Annotated in this window: 17 protein-coding genes; 8 read left to right on the plus strand and 9 right to left on the minus strand. The window is 71.4% G+C overall.

The window, feature by feature from the left end; translation table 11 throughout:
* Nucleotides 1-49: 49 nt before the first annotated feature.
* Both HHX30_RS18170 and HHX30_RS18175 read right to left on the minus strand, forming a co-directional pair.
* The gene (locus tag HHX30_RS18170) at nucleotides 50-532 is read right to left on the minus strand and encodes a DUF6157 family protein (protein ID WP_211592181.1); all 483 of its coding nucleotides are present in this window, start codon (nucleotides 530-532) and stop codon (nucleotides 50-52) included.
* 50 nt (nucleotides 533-582) lie between these two features.
* Nucleotides 583-2,739, minus strand: a complete 2,157-nt coding sequence (locus HHX30_RS18175) for a glycogen debranching N-terminal domain-containing protein (protein WP_169983159.1) — start codon at nucleotides 2,737-2,739, stop codon at nucleotides 583-585.
* Nucleotides 2,740-2,897: 158 nt separating this feature from the next.
* Between HHX30_RS18175 and HHX30_RS18180 the strand changes: the two genes are divergently transcribed.
* Nucleotides 2,898-3,098 carry a transposase gene (locus tag HHX30_RS18180; RefSeq protein ID WP_169983160.1) on the plus strand — a complete coding sequence of 67 codons (201 nt, stop codon included), beginning with the start codon at nucleotides 2,898-2,900 and terminating at the stop codon, nucleotides 3,096-3,098.
* A 65-nt stretch (nucleotides 3,099-3,163) separates the two neighbouring features.
* On the opposite strand, the gene HHX30_RS18185 is transcribed toward HHX30_RS18180, so the two are convergent.
* From HHX30_RS18185 to HHX30_RS18200, 4 genes are all read right to left on the minus strand, one after another.
* A complete protein-coding gene (locus tag HHX30_RS18185; protein WP_169983161.1) occupies nucleotides 3,164-3,895 on the minus strand; it encodes a hypothetical protein in 732 nt (243 codons plus the stop codon).
* 358 nt (nucleotides 3,896-4,253) lie between these two features.
* Complete coding sequence (locus HHX30_RS18190) at nucleotides 4,254-4,916, minus strand: fasciclin domain-containing protein (RefSeq protein WP_169983162.1); 663 nt, start codon at nucleotides 4,914-4,916, stop codon at nucleotides 4,254-4,256.
* 237 nt (nucleotides 4,917-5,153) lie between these two features.
* Nucleotides 5,154-5,762, minus strand: a complete 609-nt coding sequence (locus HHX30_RS18195) for a hypothetical protein (protein ID WP_169983163.1) — start codon at nucleotides 5,760-5,762, stop codon at nucleotides 5,154-5,156.
* Between the two features lie 263 nt (nucleotides 5,763-6,025).
* A complete protein-coding gene (locus HHX30_RS18200) occupies nucleotides 6,026-6,250 on the minus strand; it encodes a type II toxin-antitoxin system HicB family antitoxin (RefSeq protein ID WP_169983164.1) in 225 nt (74 codons plus the stop codon).
* 176 nt (nucleotides 6,251-6,426) lie between these two features.
* On the opposite strand from HHX30_RS18200, the gene HHX30_RS18205 reads away from it, so the two are divergent.
* On the plus strand, nucleotides 6,427-6,654 hold the full coding sequence (locus HHX30_RS18205) for a DUF2945 domain-containing protein (RefSeq protein WP_169983165.1): 228 nt from the start codon (nucleotides 6,427-6,429) through the stop codon (nucleotides 6,652-6,654).
* A gap of 156 nt (nucleotides 6,655-6,810) precedes the next feature.
* Here the strand turns inward: HHX30_RS18205 and HHX30_RS18210 are convergent, their stop codons facing one another.
* Nucleotides 6,811-6,990 (minus strand): DUF4236 domain-containing protein, encoded by a 180-nt coding sequence (locus tag HHX30_RS18210; RefSeq protein WP_169983166.1) that lies wholly within the window; start codon nucleotides 6,988-6,990, stop codon nucleotides 6,811-6,813.
* 239 nt (nucleotides 6,991-7,229) lie between these two features.
* Here HHX30_RS18210 and HHX30_RS18215 point away from each other — a divergent pair, with 239 nt between their 5' ends.
* A complete protein-coding gene (locus HHX30_RS18215; protein ID WP_169983167.1) occupies nucleotides 7,230-7,637 on the plus strand; it encodes a four-helix bundle copper-binding protein in 408 nt (135 codons plus the stop codon).
* Between the two features lie 63 nt (nucleotides 7,638-7,700).
* Complete coding sequence (locus HHX30_RS18220; protein WP_169983168.1) at nucleotides 7,701-8,204, plus strand: MarR family winged helix-turn-helix transcriptional regulator; 504 nt, start codon at nucleotides 7,701-7,703, stop codon at nucleotides 8,202-8,204.
* Nucleotides 8,205-8,291: 87 nt separating this feature from the next.
* On the opposite strand, the gene HHX30_RS18225 is transcribed toward HHX30_RS18220, so the two are convergent.
* A complete protein-coding gene (locus HHX30_RS18225) occupies nucleotides 8,292-8,912 on the minus strand; it encodes a hypothetical protein (RefSeq protein WP_169983169.1) in 621 nt (206 codons plus the stop codon).
* A gap of 157 nt (nucleotides 8,913-9,069) precedes the next feature.
* The gene (locus HHX30_RS18230; protein WP_169983170.1) at nucleotides 9,070-10,518 is read right to left on the minus strand and encodes an amidohydrolase family protein; all 1,449 of its coding nucleotides are present in this window, start codon (nucleotides 10,516-10,518) and stop codon (nucleotides 9,070-9,072) included.
* Nucleotides 10,519-10,775: 257 nt separating this feature from the next.
* On the opposite strand from HHX30_RS18230, the gene HHX30_RS18235 reads away from it, so the two are divergent.
* The 4 genes from HHX30_RS18235 to HHX30_RS18250 are packed head-to-tail and all read left to right on the plus strand — an operon-like array spanning nucleotide 10,776 to nucleotide 14,004.
* Nucleotides 10,776-11,954: a CaiB/BaiF CoA-transferase family protein gene (locus HHX30_RS18235; RefSeq protein ID WP_169983171.1), complete on the plus strand. Its 1,179-nt coding sequence runs from the start codon at nucleotides 10,776-10,778 to the stop codon at nucleotides 11,952-11,954.
* Complete coding sequence (locus HHX30_RS18240; protein ID WP_169983172.1) at nucleotides 11,947-12,792, plus strand: citryl-CoA lyase; 846 nt, start codon at nucleotides 11,947-11,949, stop codon at nucleotides 12,790-12,792. Before HHX30_RS18235 ends, HHX30_RS18240 begins: the two co-directional genes overlap by 8 nt.
* Nucleotides 12,785-13,648, plus strand: coding sequence for an extradiol ring-cleavage dioxygenase (locus tag HHX30_RS18245; RefSeq protein WP_169983173.1), 864 nt, complete (start codon nucleotides 12,785-12,787; stop codon nucleotides 13,646-13,648). The genes HHX30_RS18240 and HHX30_RS18245 overlap by 8 nt, the downstream gene beginning before the upstream one ends.
* Nucleotides 13,645-14,004: a hypothetical protein gene (locus tag HHX30_RS18250; RefSeq protein ID WP_169983174.1), complete on the plus strand. Its 360-nt coding sequence runs from the start codon at nucleotides 13,645-13,647 to the stop codon at nucleotides 14,002-14,004. Before HHX30_RS18245 ends, HHX30_RS18250 begins: the two co-directional genes overlap by 4 nt.
* Nucleotides 14,005-14,042 lie beyond the last annotated feature (38 nt).

Below are 14,042 nucleotides of genomic sequence, written 5' to 3' on the forward strand. Positions count from 1 at the left end.
CGGCCGGTCCCGGCAAACCCGCGCGGGCCGCCCGTGGGGACGGACGGCGTCAGGAGCGGCGCGAGCGCATCGCCTTGAGCACGCGCACGCCGCCGTTACCCGTATCGACGCTGTCTCCCCGGCCGCTGTCTCCCGGGCCGCCGGCCCGGCCCTCCACCAGGCGCCGGTACTCCTCCGACTCCATCGGGCACAGCGCGATCCGGCCGTCCCGGTCGAACAGCAGCCCCCAGCCGTGCTTCTTGGGCAGGGGCGAGGCCCGCAGGCAGGCCTGGGAACGAGAGAAGAACTCCTTCCTGAGCTCCGCGCGCCGCTGTTCGGACAGGTCCCGCGGCGGCGGATCCTGCCGGCGCAGCCAGGTCTCGAACAGCACGTCCTCCTGCGTCAGGCCGTACGGCGCGCCGGAGATCAGTTCGTACTGCAGGACGGCGACGGTGGGCCTGCCGCCCCTGGGCTTGGGCACCTCCGCGGCGTCCACCGGGCAGTCGTCGGCGACCGCGATGAGCGTCGAGTAATAGTTGAGATCCTCGGCCATGGCTCCACTATGCCCCGATCGATCGGCGGCCGGCCCGGGGCGGCCGGGGGTCAGGAGCGGGCGCCGGACGTCCCCGCCGGGCGCGGCTCCGGGATGAGGCGCACCCCCTCGGGCAGGCCGCACACGTGCACCGCGCCGCTGCCCTCCCTGGCCTCCAGGACGACCCGCGTACCCGCCAGCGGCATTCCGGAGATGCGCAGGTCCCCGAACCCCTCCGGCAGCGCCGGCGCGATCCACACCTTGCCGTACGGCACCCACGGGTCGATGCGCAGCAGGAGCCGTACGAGCTGGATCGGGGTGGCCGAGGCCCAGGCCTGCGGCGAGCACGAGGTCGGGTACGGCACCGGCACGTCGAACTCCCCCCGGTCGAACCCGCAGAAGAGCTCGGGCAACCGGTCGCCGAAGGCCCGGGCGGCGTCGAGCAGGCCGGTGGCGACGCGCTGGGCCCCGTCCACGAATCCGTAGCGCATGAGCCCGGCCGCGACGAGCGCGCTGTCGTGGGGCCAGACGGACCCGTTGTGATAGCTCATCGGGTTGTAGCTGCCCATGTCGGAGGCGAGGGTGCGGATGCCGAAGCCGGTGAACATCCGGGGTGACAGCAGGTGCTCGGCCACGGCGGCGGCCTTGTCGCGGTCGACGATCCCCGACCACAGGCAGTGGCCCATGTTCGAAGCGCACGCGTCGATCGGCCGGCCCTCGTGGTCGAGCCCGATGGCGAAGTAGCCGCGGTGGGGCAGCCAGAACCGTTCGTTGAACCGGGCGCGCAGCGCGGCTGCCCGCTCCCGGTAGCGCCGCTCGGTCTCGGTGTCGCCCGCCTCCTGGGCGAAGTAGTGGCGGGCGATGTAGGCGGCGTAGACGTATCCCTGCACCTCGGCCAGGGCGATGGGCGGCCGGGCTATCGTGCCGTCGGCGAAGTTGATGCCGTCGAAGGAGTCCTTCCAGCCCTGGTTGAGCAGGCCCTGGTCGGTCTTGCGCTGGTACCACAGGAACCCGTCACGCATGCCGTACCGCTCGATCCACTCCAGCGCGGCGTCGGCGTGCGGGAGCAGCCGCTCCACCGCCGCCCGGTGCAGGCCCCAGCGGCGCAGCTCGCCGAGGAGGATGACGAACAGCGGGCTGGCGTCGACCGAGCCGTAGTAGGCGTGCCCGCCGGCCGACGTGTCGTCCTGCCGGGCGCCGTAGCGCAGCTCATGCATGATCTTGCCGGGCTCCTCCTCGGTCAGCGGGTCGACCTTGGTGCCCTGCAGGGCGGCAAGCCGGCCCAGCGTGCCGTGCGCCAGTTCGGGGTCGAGCGGCAGGGCCATCCAGGAGGTGAGCAGCGAGTCGCGGCCGAACAGCGTCATGAACCAGGGCGCCCCCGCCGCGACGGTGGGCGGCAGCTCGGGATGCTCGGGATCGAAGAGCCGCAGCGCGCCGAGGTCGTTGTGCGACTGGCGCAGGATTCCCGCCAGAGCGGTGTTGGTCGCCGTGACCTTGGGCAAGCGCTTGTCCCACTCGAACAGCTGTCCCGCCCGCTGCGCCAGCGCGGGCGACAGCCGCTTCTCGGAGTACCACGGCTCGGTCTCGACCCCGTCGATGATCGGGTTGGCCTTGACGCAGGTCGTCCATTCGCCGCGCGGCGGCACCACCACGCGGAAGATGAGCAGGCGAGGGTTGACCACCGGCATCACCGGGGTGCCGTCGGCCTTGGCCGCCACCCGCACCCCCCTGGCCTTGCTGACCGAGAACATGCGCAGCGACCGTTCCTCCGCCACGGTGGTCACGTCGGCCACCCAGTGCACCCGGTGGGTCTTCACCTCGAACAGGTCGCACACGTCGGAGCCGATGTGCAGGGTCACCATGCAGCCGGCCGGCTCGTGGGACATGTTGCGGATGGTGACGTCCTCCGACAGCCCACCGCCCACGTACCGGTCGCGCACGATCAGCAGCGTGCTCTCCGCCTGCCCCGGCCGGGGCGCCGCCCGGCCGACGAAGGTCGCGTGGTACGGCTCGCCCGCGAGGACCTGGAGCTCCTCGACCGGGCCGTCGTCGACGCGCAGCTCCCACTGGGACAGCAGCCGGGTGTCGGCGTAGTAGATCCCCTGCGCCGACCCGGGCAGGATGTCGCCGTTGCGGGCCGACACGCAGAACGATCCCCCGGCCACGAGCGTCATGGCGCCCCCGCCGATGGCGCTGGGCTGTCCCTCGAACGTCCACCCGCTCGTCATGCCGATCACCCCGGCCCGGTCCCCCGATCCCCGACGGTTGCCCTCATACCCGGAGACCGAGCCCGCACGTGCAGTCTTATGTCCGTGTTGGTCGGCATGCCGGCTCGACCAGGGCCGCTTTACCGGCCCATGACCCGTCGTTGCCTACTGTTCCCCCCGTGCGCAGGTGGGTGAGTTCGGAAGGGCACGAGGTGGACCTGGTCGTCATCGAGGGCCGCCGGCTGCTGCGCGTCCGTCACCTGGGCTACCACGTGGGCTACTGCGCCTCCGTCGAGGAAGTGGCGGGCCACCTCGATCTCGCCGATCTGGTGGAGGTCGTCGACCTGCGCCGGGCCGCCAGGGCCCGCGCACACGGGTGAGGGGTGAGCCGGTCCGGCTCACCCCTCCGTCGGGTCACCGCCCCGCCTCACGACGGCGCGGGCGCTCAGTCCCAGCCCGGCATGTTCCAGAAGTCGTCGGAGACGGGCGCCTTGGACTGGGCCTTGGGCTGGGCCTTGGGCTTGGCCTGGGACTTGGCGGCCTTCGCCTTGCCCGGCTTCTGCATGCCCCAGCCCTGCATCTCCCGCACCCAGGCGCCGGCGTCCTCGTCGTCGGTCTGCCGGCTCGACGGCTTACGGGTGAAGTCGTTGCCGGACATCTTGGAGTACGTCGGCTGATTGGACGTGGGGTGCAGGAAGACGTCCTGAGGCGCGCCGCCGCCGTTGCTGTTGTTCCTGCCGGTGGCGGGCATCGTGAACATGGAGCCGTTGGCCGGCTGCGTGCCGTTCGCCTGGTTGCCCGGCCGGCTGATCATCGGGATGTTCGGCCCGGCGCCGGTCGGGCCGTCGCCCCGCTGGGCCCCGGCGCCCGCACCGGCGTTCGCCTGCTCACCGCCCGCCGGCCGGTTGGCGGGACGGCCGTTCGCCGCCGGGCCGTTCGCCCGGTTCTCGGCCTCGTCGCCGGCCGCCATGAACGGGCCGACCTTCGCGCCCTTGTCCAGGATGTCCAGGGCCTTCGACGCGACGAAGCCGGGCTCCTCCGGGTTGTTCATCGCCAGCGCGGCGATCTGCTTGCCGGGTGACATCGGCTCCTTGGCGGACAGCGGAGCCGGGTCGGCGGGCGCACCCGTGGGACCCGAAAGGAGAGCGGCGGCGAGTACGGCAGTACATAGAGGCATGAGAATTTCCCCCGAAATCTGGTGGACGGTACAAGAACGAAGGTAAGCGCACGATGCCGGGCGATCACGGACCCGAGGCTCAGTGTCCGGTCAAATAAGAGGATCAGCCGCTTCAGGACATAGGCCGCAGGTCACGCACTACTCGCCCGCTCCGGAAACGCACCGAGCCGAATCACCATGGCCAGCGACGATAAAACGCGAAATAAGACCGTATGTCCGTCGCACGGCCCGCGGAATTCGCGCGGGATTCCGGACGAACCGCCTCCATTGGCGAGGCCGCAGAACGGCCCCGTAAACGGAACGGGGGTGAGCCACGGTGCGGCTCACCCCCACAAGACTGTCGCGGAGCGACGTACGGTCACCTCGGCATGAGGACCTTGTCGACCGTGTAGACGGTGGCGTTGCTCGTCGCGATGTTCCCGCAGGTCACCGCGGCGTCGTTGACCTTGAGGCTGGAGTCGGACCCGGAGACCGTGAGCTTGCGGCCCTCGAGGGAGGTCAGCTCGCCGTGCATGTCCGCCGGCGTCTTGCGTCCCTTCACCACGTGGTAGGCCAGCAGTCCCCTGAGCGACTTGCGGTTCGACATCATCTGGTCGAGCTGGCTCTTGGGGATCTTGCTGAACGCGTCGTTCGTGGGCGCGAACACCGTGATGTCCTGGGCGGAGTTGAGCGTCTCGGCCAGTCCGGCCTTCTTCACCACACGCGCCAGCGTGGACAACGACGGGATGTCGGCGAGCGCGGTGCCGACCGGCACCTTGGCCAGTTCGGCGGGGCTGCCCTTGCCCGAGGCCGGCAGCGAGGAGCAGCCCGCGCCGACGGGCGTCCCGGATACCGCCGGTGACGCCGACGGGGACGGGGTGACGCTCTCACTCGCCTCCGCGCTGGGAGTCTCGGTGGTCATGTCCGTGGCGGTCTCGTTGGCCGCGACCGGAGCCGCGGAATTGCCGCCCTGACTGCCGCAGGCCGCGGACATCGAGAGCGCCGCGGTCAGGGCGGCAAGGGCGAGCAGACGGGTATTCATGATCGTGCTTCCTTAGTCGTGGAAAGGTCGTTGCTGGGTGGCGGTCGGGTGCGTGACGGGACACGGAGCGAACGCACCGATCGGTCCCGGGACCGGACGCGGGGCGCGGCGTGCCACCCGCACGACCGCCCGCGCCTACCGACCCCTGCGGACGGCGACACCGGAAGAGCCCGCCACACCGGCTCAGCACCGGTGTGGCGGGCCGATCAGACGGGCCGCTCACACGGGCCTCTTCCGTCAGGCCGTCCGGGGCGGGGTCACCAGCCGCGGCGACTGGTGCCGACCGGGGCGGGTGACCGTCTTGTGGCGCGGCGCCTTCTGCTGCGCCGTCTTCTGCTGTCCCCTGGGCTGCGGGTAGGACTTGGTGTTCTGGACCCCCTGCACGGGACGGAAGGTGAACGGCTTCGGCGCCTCGCCGGGAGCGAGGACGGGCTGGATGAAGACGTCGCGTGTCGTGGGATCGATCACCGGAACGAACTTGGTCGCGTTCTCCCCTCCGGCCGCCCTGTCGCCCGACGTCTGGGCGGGACTTCCGGCGTCCGTTCCGGAGGCTCCGGTCGAGCTCGGAGCGGCCGGCGATTCAGGAGCGGCGCCCGTGTCGTTCCGCCTGCCGTCCGTCCCGCTGGGAGCCATCCATGGCGGCGCCTGGGGGATGGGGAACGGAAACTCCCCGGCCTGGGGCGCCATTTCGGGCAGCGGCGCGAGTTGCGGCCGGCCCGTGGACGGCGTCGTGGCGTTGTTCTTGTCTGTGGTGGCCCTCGTTCCGGGCGGGGCCGGGTCCGGCGGCACGGCGGCCGGCCCCGACAGCAGGGCGGCGGCCAGCACAGCGGCTGTGCAGAGAGGCATGAGACTCCCCCGAGGTCATGGATGGTACGAGCACGACGGTAAGGGCCGCACCGGGGAGTGATCACGCATCCGACGACCAATGTCCGGTCAAGCATGATGATCGGGCGCTTCACCCGCAAAGATCCCATCGCACCCGCAAGCGCGCGCCGCGCTGAGCCTGGTGTGCGGTGAGCCCCGAGGAGCGCGGAAGGCTCAGCCGGGCAGGCGCGACCCGGCAAGCGCCGGTCCGGCAGGCTCAGCTCCGGCACGCTCGTACGGCAGGCTCAGTCCGGCAGCCTGACGTCGATCGGCACCACGATCGGCGGGTTCGGGGGCGGGTGCGGCGCCGGCCTATGCGTGAAGTGATGTTCCAGGGCCCGGCGGAGCCGATCCAGCGCCTCGTCGACCGTGCGCCCTTCGCAGGCCATCTCGACCTGGACGCACCGCGCGCAGTACAGGCCACCGTCCCCCGAAGTGACTGTCGCGGTCAGCCGCACGGTCCGCCCCATGCTCCCACCGTGCGCGGGAGCACACCGGGGTAATCCCGCCGAAGTGGCAACAACACGGAGATCACCCCAACCGGCTCTCGCTCGTGTGCGGGTTAGCACGGGAGCTTTGCCGGAATAAGAACCCTTTGGGTGCGATGCCGGGAGGACGGCGCGTTTCCCCGGGTAGGGCCGGGCGTATGAGTGAGAAAGACAAGAAGGAGGAGCCGTCGGTGGGCGACGAGGTCACCTGGAAGAGCCACGGCGGCACCGCGACCGGCAAGGTCGAAAAGAAGATCACCGAGCGCACGGAGGAGGCGGGCCGCACCGTGGCCGCCTCGCCCGAGGACCCGCAGTTCCTCGTACGCAGCGAGAAGAGCGGCCGGGCCGCGGTGCACAAGCCGTCGGCCCTGCACCCCAAGGAGTGAGTGCCGTCCGCCGAGCGCGGATGGCGGCCCCGTCCGGCCGGGCGGTCGCCGACGCCGTTTCACCGGGTATCCAGAGCCACGACCAAGAGGCATCGGAGGAGCCCGGGCCCGCGGGCGCGCGCCGGGGGGCGCGCCCGAGGCGTCGGCCGCCCACGGCTAGTTGAGCGTCTTCCTCCAGTGGAAGCCGCCGGGCAGGTTCACGGTGAGGGTACGGCGCCCGTCCGCCGTCTTCGTGACGCGGAATGCGCGTCCGCCGAAGCTGTGCCCGACGCCGCCGCGTGAGAGGTTGAGCCTGAACGGTCCCATCTTGATCGCTTTTCGATAGCTCCAGCCCATGGTGTCCCTCCACGATTTCCGGTGCCCCCACGACTACCCCGGAAGACGATCAGCACACGGGATCTTCTCCGTTTACGTCTCTGCCGGCGGGTATGGCCCAGAGCTGAACGAGCTTTTCGGCCGTCACGACCCCGATCGGACAGCCGGCCGGGCGCCGGGGCTCGACGGGCCCGGCCGCACCGGCCGGGGTCTTCTCCGCCTCACGGAGCCGCTCGTTCGAGACCGGAAGGAGCGATGCCATGGGACACGCCGGAGTGATGCTGGAGACCTACCCCGCCGACCTCGGCGGCGTGGACAGGCAGGTGCTGGCGAACTGCATCGAGGCCTGCTTCGACTGCGCGCAGACCTGCACGGCCTGCGCGGACGCCTGTCTGAGCGAGCACGCGGTGGCGGAACTGGTCCGCTGCATCCGCACCAACCTCGACTGCGCCGACATCTGCGCGACGACGGGCCGGGTGCTGTCGCGGCACACCGGTTACGACGCGAACCTGACCCGCGCCCAGTTGGAGGCCTGCGCGCAGGCGTGCCGCAGCTGCGGTGACGAGTGTGGTCAGCACGCCCACGTGCACGAGCACTGCCGGGTGTGCGCCGAAGCGTGCCGCCGCTGCGCCCAGGCCTGCAACGAGCTGCTGGCCTCGCTCGGCTGACACTCGTTTATTTGCAGGGTGCAATGACATGGGGGCGCGAGCGAGCGTGTAAAAACGGTGCCTATGGCAAAGGAAGCGGACGAGGAGCCCACCGGCGACGACCTGGAGGCCGTCACCGTCGCCGTGCTCACCGCCTCTCGCGTGCTCGTCGCGGTCTCCGCGCGGTCCCTCGCCGCCGCGGAGGACCGCGTCACCCTGCCGCAGTTCCGCATGTTGCTGGTGGTCGGACAGGGGGAGACCAAGCTGGTGACGCTGGCCGACAAGCTCGGCGTGAACCCGTCGACCGCCATGCGCATGGCCGACCGCCTCGCCGTCACCGGTTTGCTGGAGCGTGAGGTCAATCCGCACAACCGGCGGGAGACCCTCCTGCGGCTGACCGACACCGGGCGGCGCATCGTGGACGAGGTCACCGCCCGGCGCAAGGAGGAGATCGCCGCGATCCTCACTCGGATGCCGGCGTCCCGGCGGCAGGCCCTCATCGTCGCCATGCGGGAGTTCAACGAGGCGGCGGGCGAACCGCCCGCCCGCATCGCCTTCCCGCTCGGCTGGCCCGGCCCGTCCTCCTGACCACATCGCGCAGCCGCGCGGCCGCCATCACGCGCACGGCAGCCTGCGAGGGCGACCCCGTCAAGAAGAGGCCGGCCGGGCAGGGGGTCAGCAGCCGGAGTCGGCGCAGGCGCCGGGGATGACCCCGGGGGCTCCGTCGGCGCCCGCAGGCACCTCGCCCTGGTCCTGGCCCGAACCGCCCTTAGAGGCGCCGCCCGTCTTGGACGAGCCGGTCCCGGCCCGGTCCGCGCCGGAGCCCTGCCGCCCGGAGGAGGAGCCGCCGCCCGAGGACCCGGCCGCGGCGCCCGTGCCGCCTCCGGCGGGCGCCTGGCCGCCACCGGAGCCGTCTCCGCCGGACCCCGTCGCGCTCTGGTCCCCCGCGCTCTGGTCCCCCGTGCCCTGGTCCTCGGGGCCCTGATCCGCCGAGCCCTGCGAGTCCTGTCCGCCCTCCGCCCCGGCCTGGTCGCCGGTGCCGTCACCGGCGGAGCCGCCGTCCTGGGCGGGGGCCGACTGTTGCACGCCGCCCGCGGCGGGCGGGTCCGCCGGGCCCGAGCCATCGCGCAGCGCGTAGCCCGCTCCCCCGGCGGCCAGTACGGCGACCAGGGCCGCGGCGGCGATGACGAGAGGCTTCCTGTTCTTGGTCGTGGCCGACGGCTCATCCCGGCTGGAGAGGATCTCCTGCCCGAAATGATCATCCTGGCTCGTCTGCGACGGGACGCGCCCTTGCATGTGAGACAACTCCCAGCGGTCGTTACGGGGGAAAGCTCCACGGCTTCCGCGGGTGGCTGCCCACATTAACCCCACGAGTGAGCCAATCTCACAAAGAACCGCAAACAATCATGAATCTCCCAGGGTTTCCCCCGGTTCGATCGCACTGCGTACCAGGTCAGCGGCTGTGCGTCGCCGCGCTGTGGTAGTCGGTGTACGTGTAGGGGTTGTCGAGGATCTTCGTCTCGGGGATGTCCGGGTTCATCCCCTTCTGCCATGCCTCCTCGCCCAGGGTCGAGCGCAGGTACTCGACGGTCCGCTCCACCTCGCGGCGGGCCGCGGCGAGGTCCACGCCGACCAGGCGGTGCTCGTGCTTGACCACCCGGCCGTTCACGAGCACCGTGTGCACGTCGCCGCGCTGCGCCTGGAACGCGACGTGCCCGTAGGGGTTGAGCAGCGGGAACGACACGGGCGACGCGTCGTTCTTGATGAGCACGATGTCGGCCTTCCGGCCCGCTTCGATGCTGCCGAGGTCGTCGGCGCGGCCGATGGCGCGGGCGCCGCCGCGCGTCGCCCAGTCCACCACCTGGTCGGCGCGCAGGCTGCAGTGGGTGATCGTCTCCCCCCTGGCGTGCGCCTCCATGTGCTCCCGGGAGCGGTCGGCGCCGAGCGTGGTGCGCATCGCCGAGAACAGATCACCGCTCCACCAGACGCTCGTGTCCATCGACAGCGAGACCGGGATGTCGTGCGCGCGGATGGCCCAGGTGGGCGGGTAGCCCTGGCCCGCGCTCTGCTCGCTCTCGGTGGAGACCGAGATCGAACCACCGGTGGCGGCGATGCGGTGATAGGAGTCCGCCGACAGCGAGGCTGCGTGGACGTAGACCGTCTCGGGCGTCATGAAGCCGTGCTCGTACATGAGCCGGATGCCGTCGTCGCTGGTCGCGCCCCACACGCCCGCGTGGGTCGTGACGGGGACGCCGAGGTCGCGGGCCACCTCGAAGGCCGCTTTCTCGGGGAAGGCCGGGTCGCCGGTGACGTCGAAGGCGATCTGGAAGCCCAGCATGTCGTCGCCTGTGATGCGGCGGTCGACGAAGTCGCGGAACTCCGGCGCGCCGGTCCACTCGGCCGGCGGCGCCTGGATGTTGCCGTAGGCCAGCACGAACCGGCCGGGCACCGCCCGCAGGGCGTCGACGGCCGCGTCGGCGTGGTCGACGGTCCGCAGCCCGTGCGACCAGTCCACGACCGTCGTGACACCGGCGTCGATCGCCTCGATCGCGGCCAGCAGGTTGCCGGCGTGCACGTCCTCCGGCCGCCACAGCTTGCCGTACTCCAGGTAGTACCAGACGAAGTACTGCGTCAGCGTCCAGTCGGCGCCGTAGCCGCGCATCGCCGTCTGCCACATGTGGCGGTGAGTGTCGATCATGCCGGGCATGACGATGCCGCCGGTGGCGTCGACGACCACGGCGCCGTCCGGCGCGGGCAGGTCCGGCCCCACCTCCGCGATCCGGTCGCCGACGACGAGCACGTCGGTGCCCGGCAGCACACTGTGCCCGTCGTCCATCGGCAGCACCGTCCCGCCGCGCAGCAGCACGGGCCGTTCCGGCCCGAAATCGGTCGGCTCGTTCATCGTCGAACTCCTCACTCACCCTCACATGGCCGAGCACGGCCGCATCCGGCGAACAGTTGTCCGCCATACGGTCAGTGCCGCATCCGCTGTTACTTTCCCGAGCGCCGTCCCTGCTGTCAACCATGCGTTTTTCCCTGCATCCTGCGACGAATTAGCCGCCACCCCGTTTGACCAGAGAGACGCCTGTGCCAGAATCGGCGTCACGGACCGATGTCCGTTCAGCGGACACTGCAGTCACAGCAAGAAGGGGGAGCCGGATGACAGACACCGCGCCCGAGCGGGGAGGCGGGCCGCTGTCCGGCGTGCTGGTGGCCGACTTCTCGCGGGTCCTGGCCGGGCCGTACGCCACGATGCTGCTGGCCGACATGGGCGCCGAGGTCGTCAAGGTCGAAGGGCCCAGGGGAGACGACACCCGCACCTGGACGCCGCCCGTACGCGGCGACGTGTCCACGTACTACCTGGGGGTCAACCGGGGCAAACGCTCGATCGCGCTCGACCTGCGTGACGAGAAGGACGCCCGGGTGGCCCGGGAGCTGGCCCGCCGTGCCGACGTGCTGGTGGAGAACTTCAAGCCGGGCGGGCTCGCCAAGTACGGCCTCGACTACGCCTCGGTGAGCGCCGCCAACCCCGGCGTGGTGTACGCCTCGATCAGCGGGTTCGGCACCGGCGCGGGCCGCGACGTACCCGGCTACGACCTCATGGTGCAGGCCATGTCTGGCCTGATGAGCCTCACCGGCGACCCGGACGGGCCGGCGTACCGCGCGGGGATCTCGGTCTTCGACGTGATGGCGGGCAACCACGCCGCCATCGGCGTCCTCGCCGCCCTGCGCCACCGCGACGCCACCGGGCAGGGCCAGCACGTCGAGGTCAACCTGCTGTCCTCGGCGCTGACCGGCCTGGTCAACCACAGCTCCGCGTACGTCGCCGGAGGCGTCGTCCCCTACCGCATGGGCAACGCCCACCCGAGCGTGTTCCCCTACGAGCCGCTGCCCACCGCCGACAACGACCTCATCGTCGCGGCCGGCAACGACGGCCAGTTCCGCAAGCTGTGCGAGGTGCTCGGCATCCCGGAGATCGCCGGCGACCCGCGCTTCGCGCGCAACGCCGACCGGACCGCGCGCCGCGAGGAGCTGCGGCCCATCCTGGTCGAGAGGCTGGCCACGCGCGGCGCGCTGGAGTGGTTCGAGCTGCTGGTCGCGGCGGGGGTGCCGTGCGGGCCGATCAACACCATCGACGGCGGGTTCGCCATGGCCGAGCGCTTCGGGCTCGACCCGGTCGTGGAGGTGGGCGAGGGCGACCGGGCCGTCCCGACCACCCGCCACCCGATCCGGTTCTCCGCGACCCCCGCCGCCTACCGGCTGCCGCCGCCGGAGCTGGACGAGCACGGAGACGAGCTGCGCGAATGGCTGACGCGGGAGGAGAACGAGGATGTCTGACCGGCCCGAGATGATCGAGCGGCCGTCGTACCCCACGGCCTTGGGAGCGTCCTCGCTCAGGTCGATCACCCTGCTCGGCTGCGACCTCGCCGAGGACGTGATGGGAAAGGTCGGGTTCGGCGAGCTCGCGTTCTGGCTCGCCGCCCAGCGGCGGCCCACGCCGGGTGAGACCCGGGTGTTCGAGGCCGTGCTCGCCGCACTGGCCGACCACGGGTTCACCCCGACCGCGATCGTCACCCGGCTGACGTACCTGTCCGCGCCCGACTCGATCCAGGGCGCGCTCGCGGCCGGGCTGCTCGGCGGCGGGTCGCGCTTCCTCGGCGTGACCGAGGACTGCGGCCGGTTCCTGCACCAGGTGCTGACGGCCCACGAAGGGCCGCCGCCGTCCGACGACGCCGGCTGGGACGCCCTCGCCCTGGAGACCGTACGGGCCCGGCGGCAGGAGGGGCGCTTCATCCCCGGCCTCGGCCACCACGTGCACAAGGAGGGCGACCCCCGCACGCCCCGGCTGCTGCGAATCGCCGCGGAGGAGAACCTGGTCGGGCCGCACCTGTCGCTGTTCACCGCGATCGGCCGCGTGCATCCCGAGGTGCTGGGCAAGAAGCTGCCGCTCAACGGCGCGGGCGTGTGCGGCGCGGCGCTCGCCGACCTCGGCCTGCCGCTCGAACTGCTGCGCGGCTTCGCCCTGCTCGCCCGTACGGCCGGCCTGATCGGGCAGCTCGCCGAGGAGTTGCGCCGCCCGGTGGCGAACGAGATCTTCCTGTCGGTGGACCTCAGCAACCGGTCCGTCGACCCCGAGCCCTACGCCCCTGACGCCACTGGAGGTTCGCATGGCTGAACTGGTCGCGGTGATCGCGTCCACCCATCACCCGTTCTACTACCGCGCCAGCACGGCCACCGGCGAGGACCGCCCGCCGTTCGCCGACGAGTGGGTGCGCAAGGTCGAGGCGTTCCGGGAGACGCTGACGAAGGCGCGGCCCGACGTGCTGGTCATGGTCGGCTCCGACCACTTCCACCAGCTCTGGCTCGACAACATGCCGCAGTTCCTCGTCGGCAAGGCGCCGTTCTACGACGCGAACTGGTACAACGAGGAACGCGAGTTCGGCCTGCCCCGGATGTTCTTCACCGGCCAGGAGGACCTGTCGGCGTACATCCTGCGGGAGGGCCTGGACGCGGGCTTCGACCTGGCCTTCTCCAACGAGCTGCGGATCGACCACTCGATCACCTGCCCGATCATCACGCTGCGGCCGCAGAACGACCTGCCGATCGTGCCGATCTACACCAACATCTTCGCCCCGCCGCTGCCGCGGCCGAAGCGGTTCGTGCAGCTCGGCCGCACGATCCGGGAGCTGGTGGAGTCGTGGCCGGCCGACAGGCGGGTGGCCGTGATCGGCACCGGGCACCTGTCGCTGGAGCTCGGCGGGCCGCGCCAGTTCGGCCCGCACGGGCCCGACCCCGAGTTCGACCGCAGGGCGGTCGAGTGGATCTCCTCCGGCGACATCGAGGGGTGCCTGTCGGAGGTCACCCTCGACAGCCTGCACCTGCCCGGCAACGCCACCCACGGCTTCATGGACTTCATGCTGATGATGGGCGTGGCCGGCGAGGGCGCCAAGGCCGACTACGTCGACACCTACGACCTGTTCCACACCATGGAGGCCTACTTCACCTGGTATCCCAACGGAGGCGTGGCGTGAGCAAGTACCTGCTGAACAAGTTCCTGTTCACCGTGGACCGCGACCCCGGCCTGGTCGAGCGCTACCGCGAGGACCCCCGGGGCACGGTCGAGTGGTGGGAGGCCGAGCACGCCAACCGGCTGCTGAGCTGCCACGGCGGGGAGGCGTCCACCTGGCTGCGCTTCGAGGACGCCGAGCGCGAGGCCCTGGCCGGCCACGACTACCCGAAGCTGTTCGAGCTGGGCGCGCACCCGTTCCTCACGCTCACGCTGTTCATCGCGATGTTCGAGCGCGACCACGAGCCGCTGGGCTTCCAGACCGAGTACGCCCGGCGGCTGGCCCACATGGCCATGCCGTACCCCGACATCGCGACCTGATCGGACCTGCCCGCCGTCGAGAGCGGGCCGGGGCGGCG

This window comes from Microbispora sp. H10836 (assembly GCF_012999525.1).
Lineage (GTDB): Bacteria > Actinomycetota > Actinomycetes > Streptosporangiales > Streptosporangiaceae > Microbispora.

Bases quoted from the DNA above. Each gene is read 5' to 3' on its own strand.
- HHX30_RS18220 (WP_169983168.1), top strand. From the start codon at position 7,701: ATGGCAAAGGAAGCGGACGAGGAGCCCACCGGCGACGACCTGGAGGCC.
- HHX30_RS18230 (WP_169983170.1), bottom strand. From the start codon at position 10,518: ATGAACGAGCCGACCGATTTCGGGCCGGAACGGCCCGTGCTGCTGCGC.
- HHX30_RS18215 (WP_169983167.1), top strand. From the start codon at position 7,230: ATGGGACACGCCGGAGTGATGCTGGAGACCTACCCCGCCGACCTCGGC.
- HHX30_RS18195 (WP_169983163.1), bottom strand. From the start codon at position 5,762: ATGCCTCTCTGCACAGCCGCTGTGCTGGCCGCCGCCCTGCTGTCGGGG.
- HHX30_RS18175 (WP_169983159.1), bottom strand. From the start codon at position 2,739: ATGACGAGCGGGTGGACGTTCGAGGGACAGCCCAGCGCCATCGGCGGG.
- HHX30_RS18170 (WP_211592181.1), bottom strand. From the start codon at position 532: ATGGCCGAGGATCTCAACTATTACTCGACGCTCATCGCGGTCGCCGAC.
- HHX30_RS18205 (WP_169983165.1), top strand. From the start codon at position 6,427: ATGAGTGAGAAAGACAAGAAGGAGGAGCCGTCGGTGGGCGACGAGGTC.
- HHX30_RS18245 (WP_169983173.1), top strand. From the start codon at position 12,785: ATGGCTGAACTGGTCGCGGTGATCGCGTCCACCCATCACCCGTTCTAC.
- HHX30_RS18210 (WP_169983166.1), bottom strand. From the start codon at position 6,990: ATGGGCTGGAGCTATCGAAAAGCGATCAAGATGGGACCGTTCAGGCTC.
- HHX30_RS18200 (WP_169983164.1), bottom strand. From the start codon at position 6,250: ATGGGGCGGACCGTGCGGCTGACCGCGACAGTCACTTCGGGGGACGGT.
- HHX30_RS18235 (WP_169983171.1), top strand. From the start codon at position 10,776: ATGACAGACACCGCGCCCGAGCGGGGAGGCGGGCCGCTGTCCGGCGTG.
- HHX30_RS18240 (WP_169983172.1), top strand. From the start codon at position 11,947: ATGTCTGACCGGCCCGAGATGATCGAGCGGCCGTCGTACCCCACGGCC.
- HHX30_RS18190 (WP_169983162.1), bottom strand. From the start codon at position 4,916: ATGAATACCCGTCTGCTCGCCCTTGCCGCCCTGACCGCGGCGCTCTCG.
- HHX30_RS18185 (WP_169983161.1), bottom strand. From the start codon at position 3,895: ATGCCTCTATGTACTGCCGTACTCGCCGCCGCTCTCCTTTCGGGTCCC.
- HHX30_RS18225 (WP_169983169.1), bottom strand. From the start codon at position 8,912: ATGCAAGGGCGCGTCCCGTCGCAGACGAGCCAGGATGATCATTTCGGG.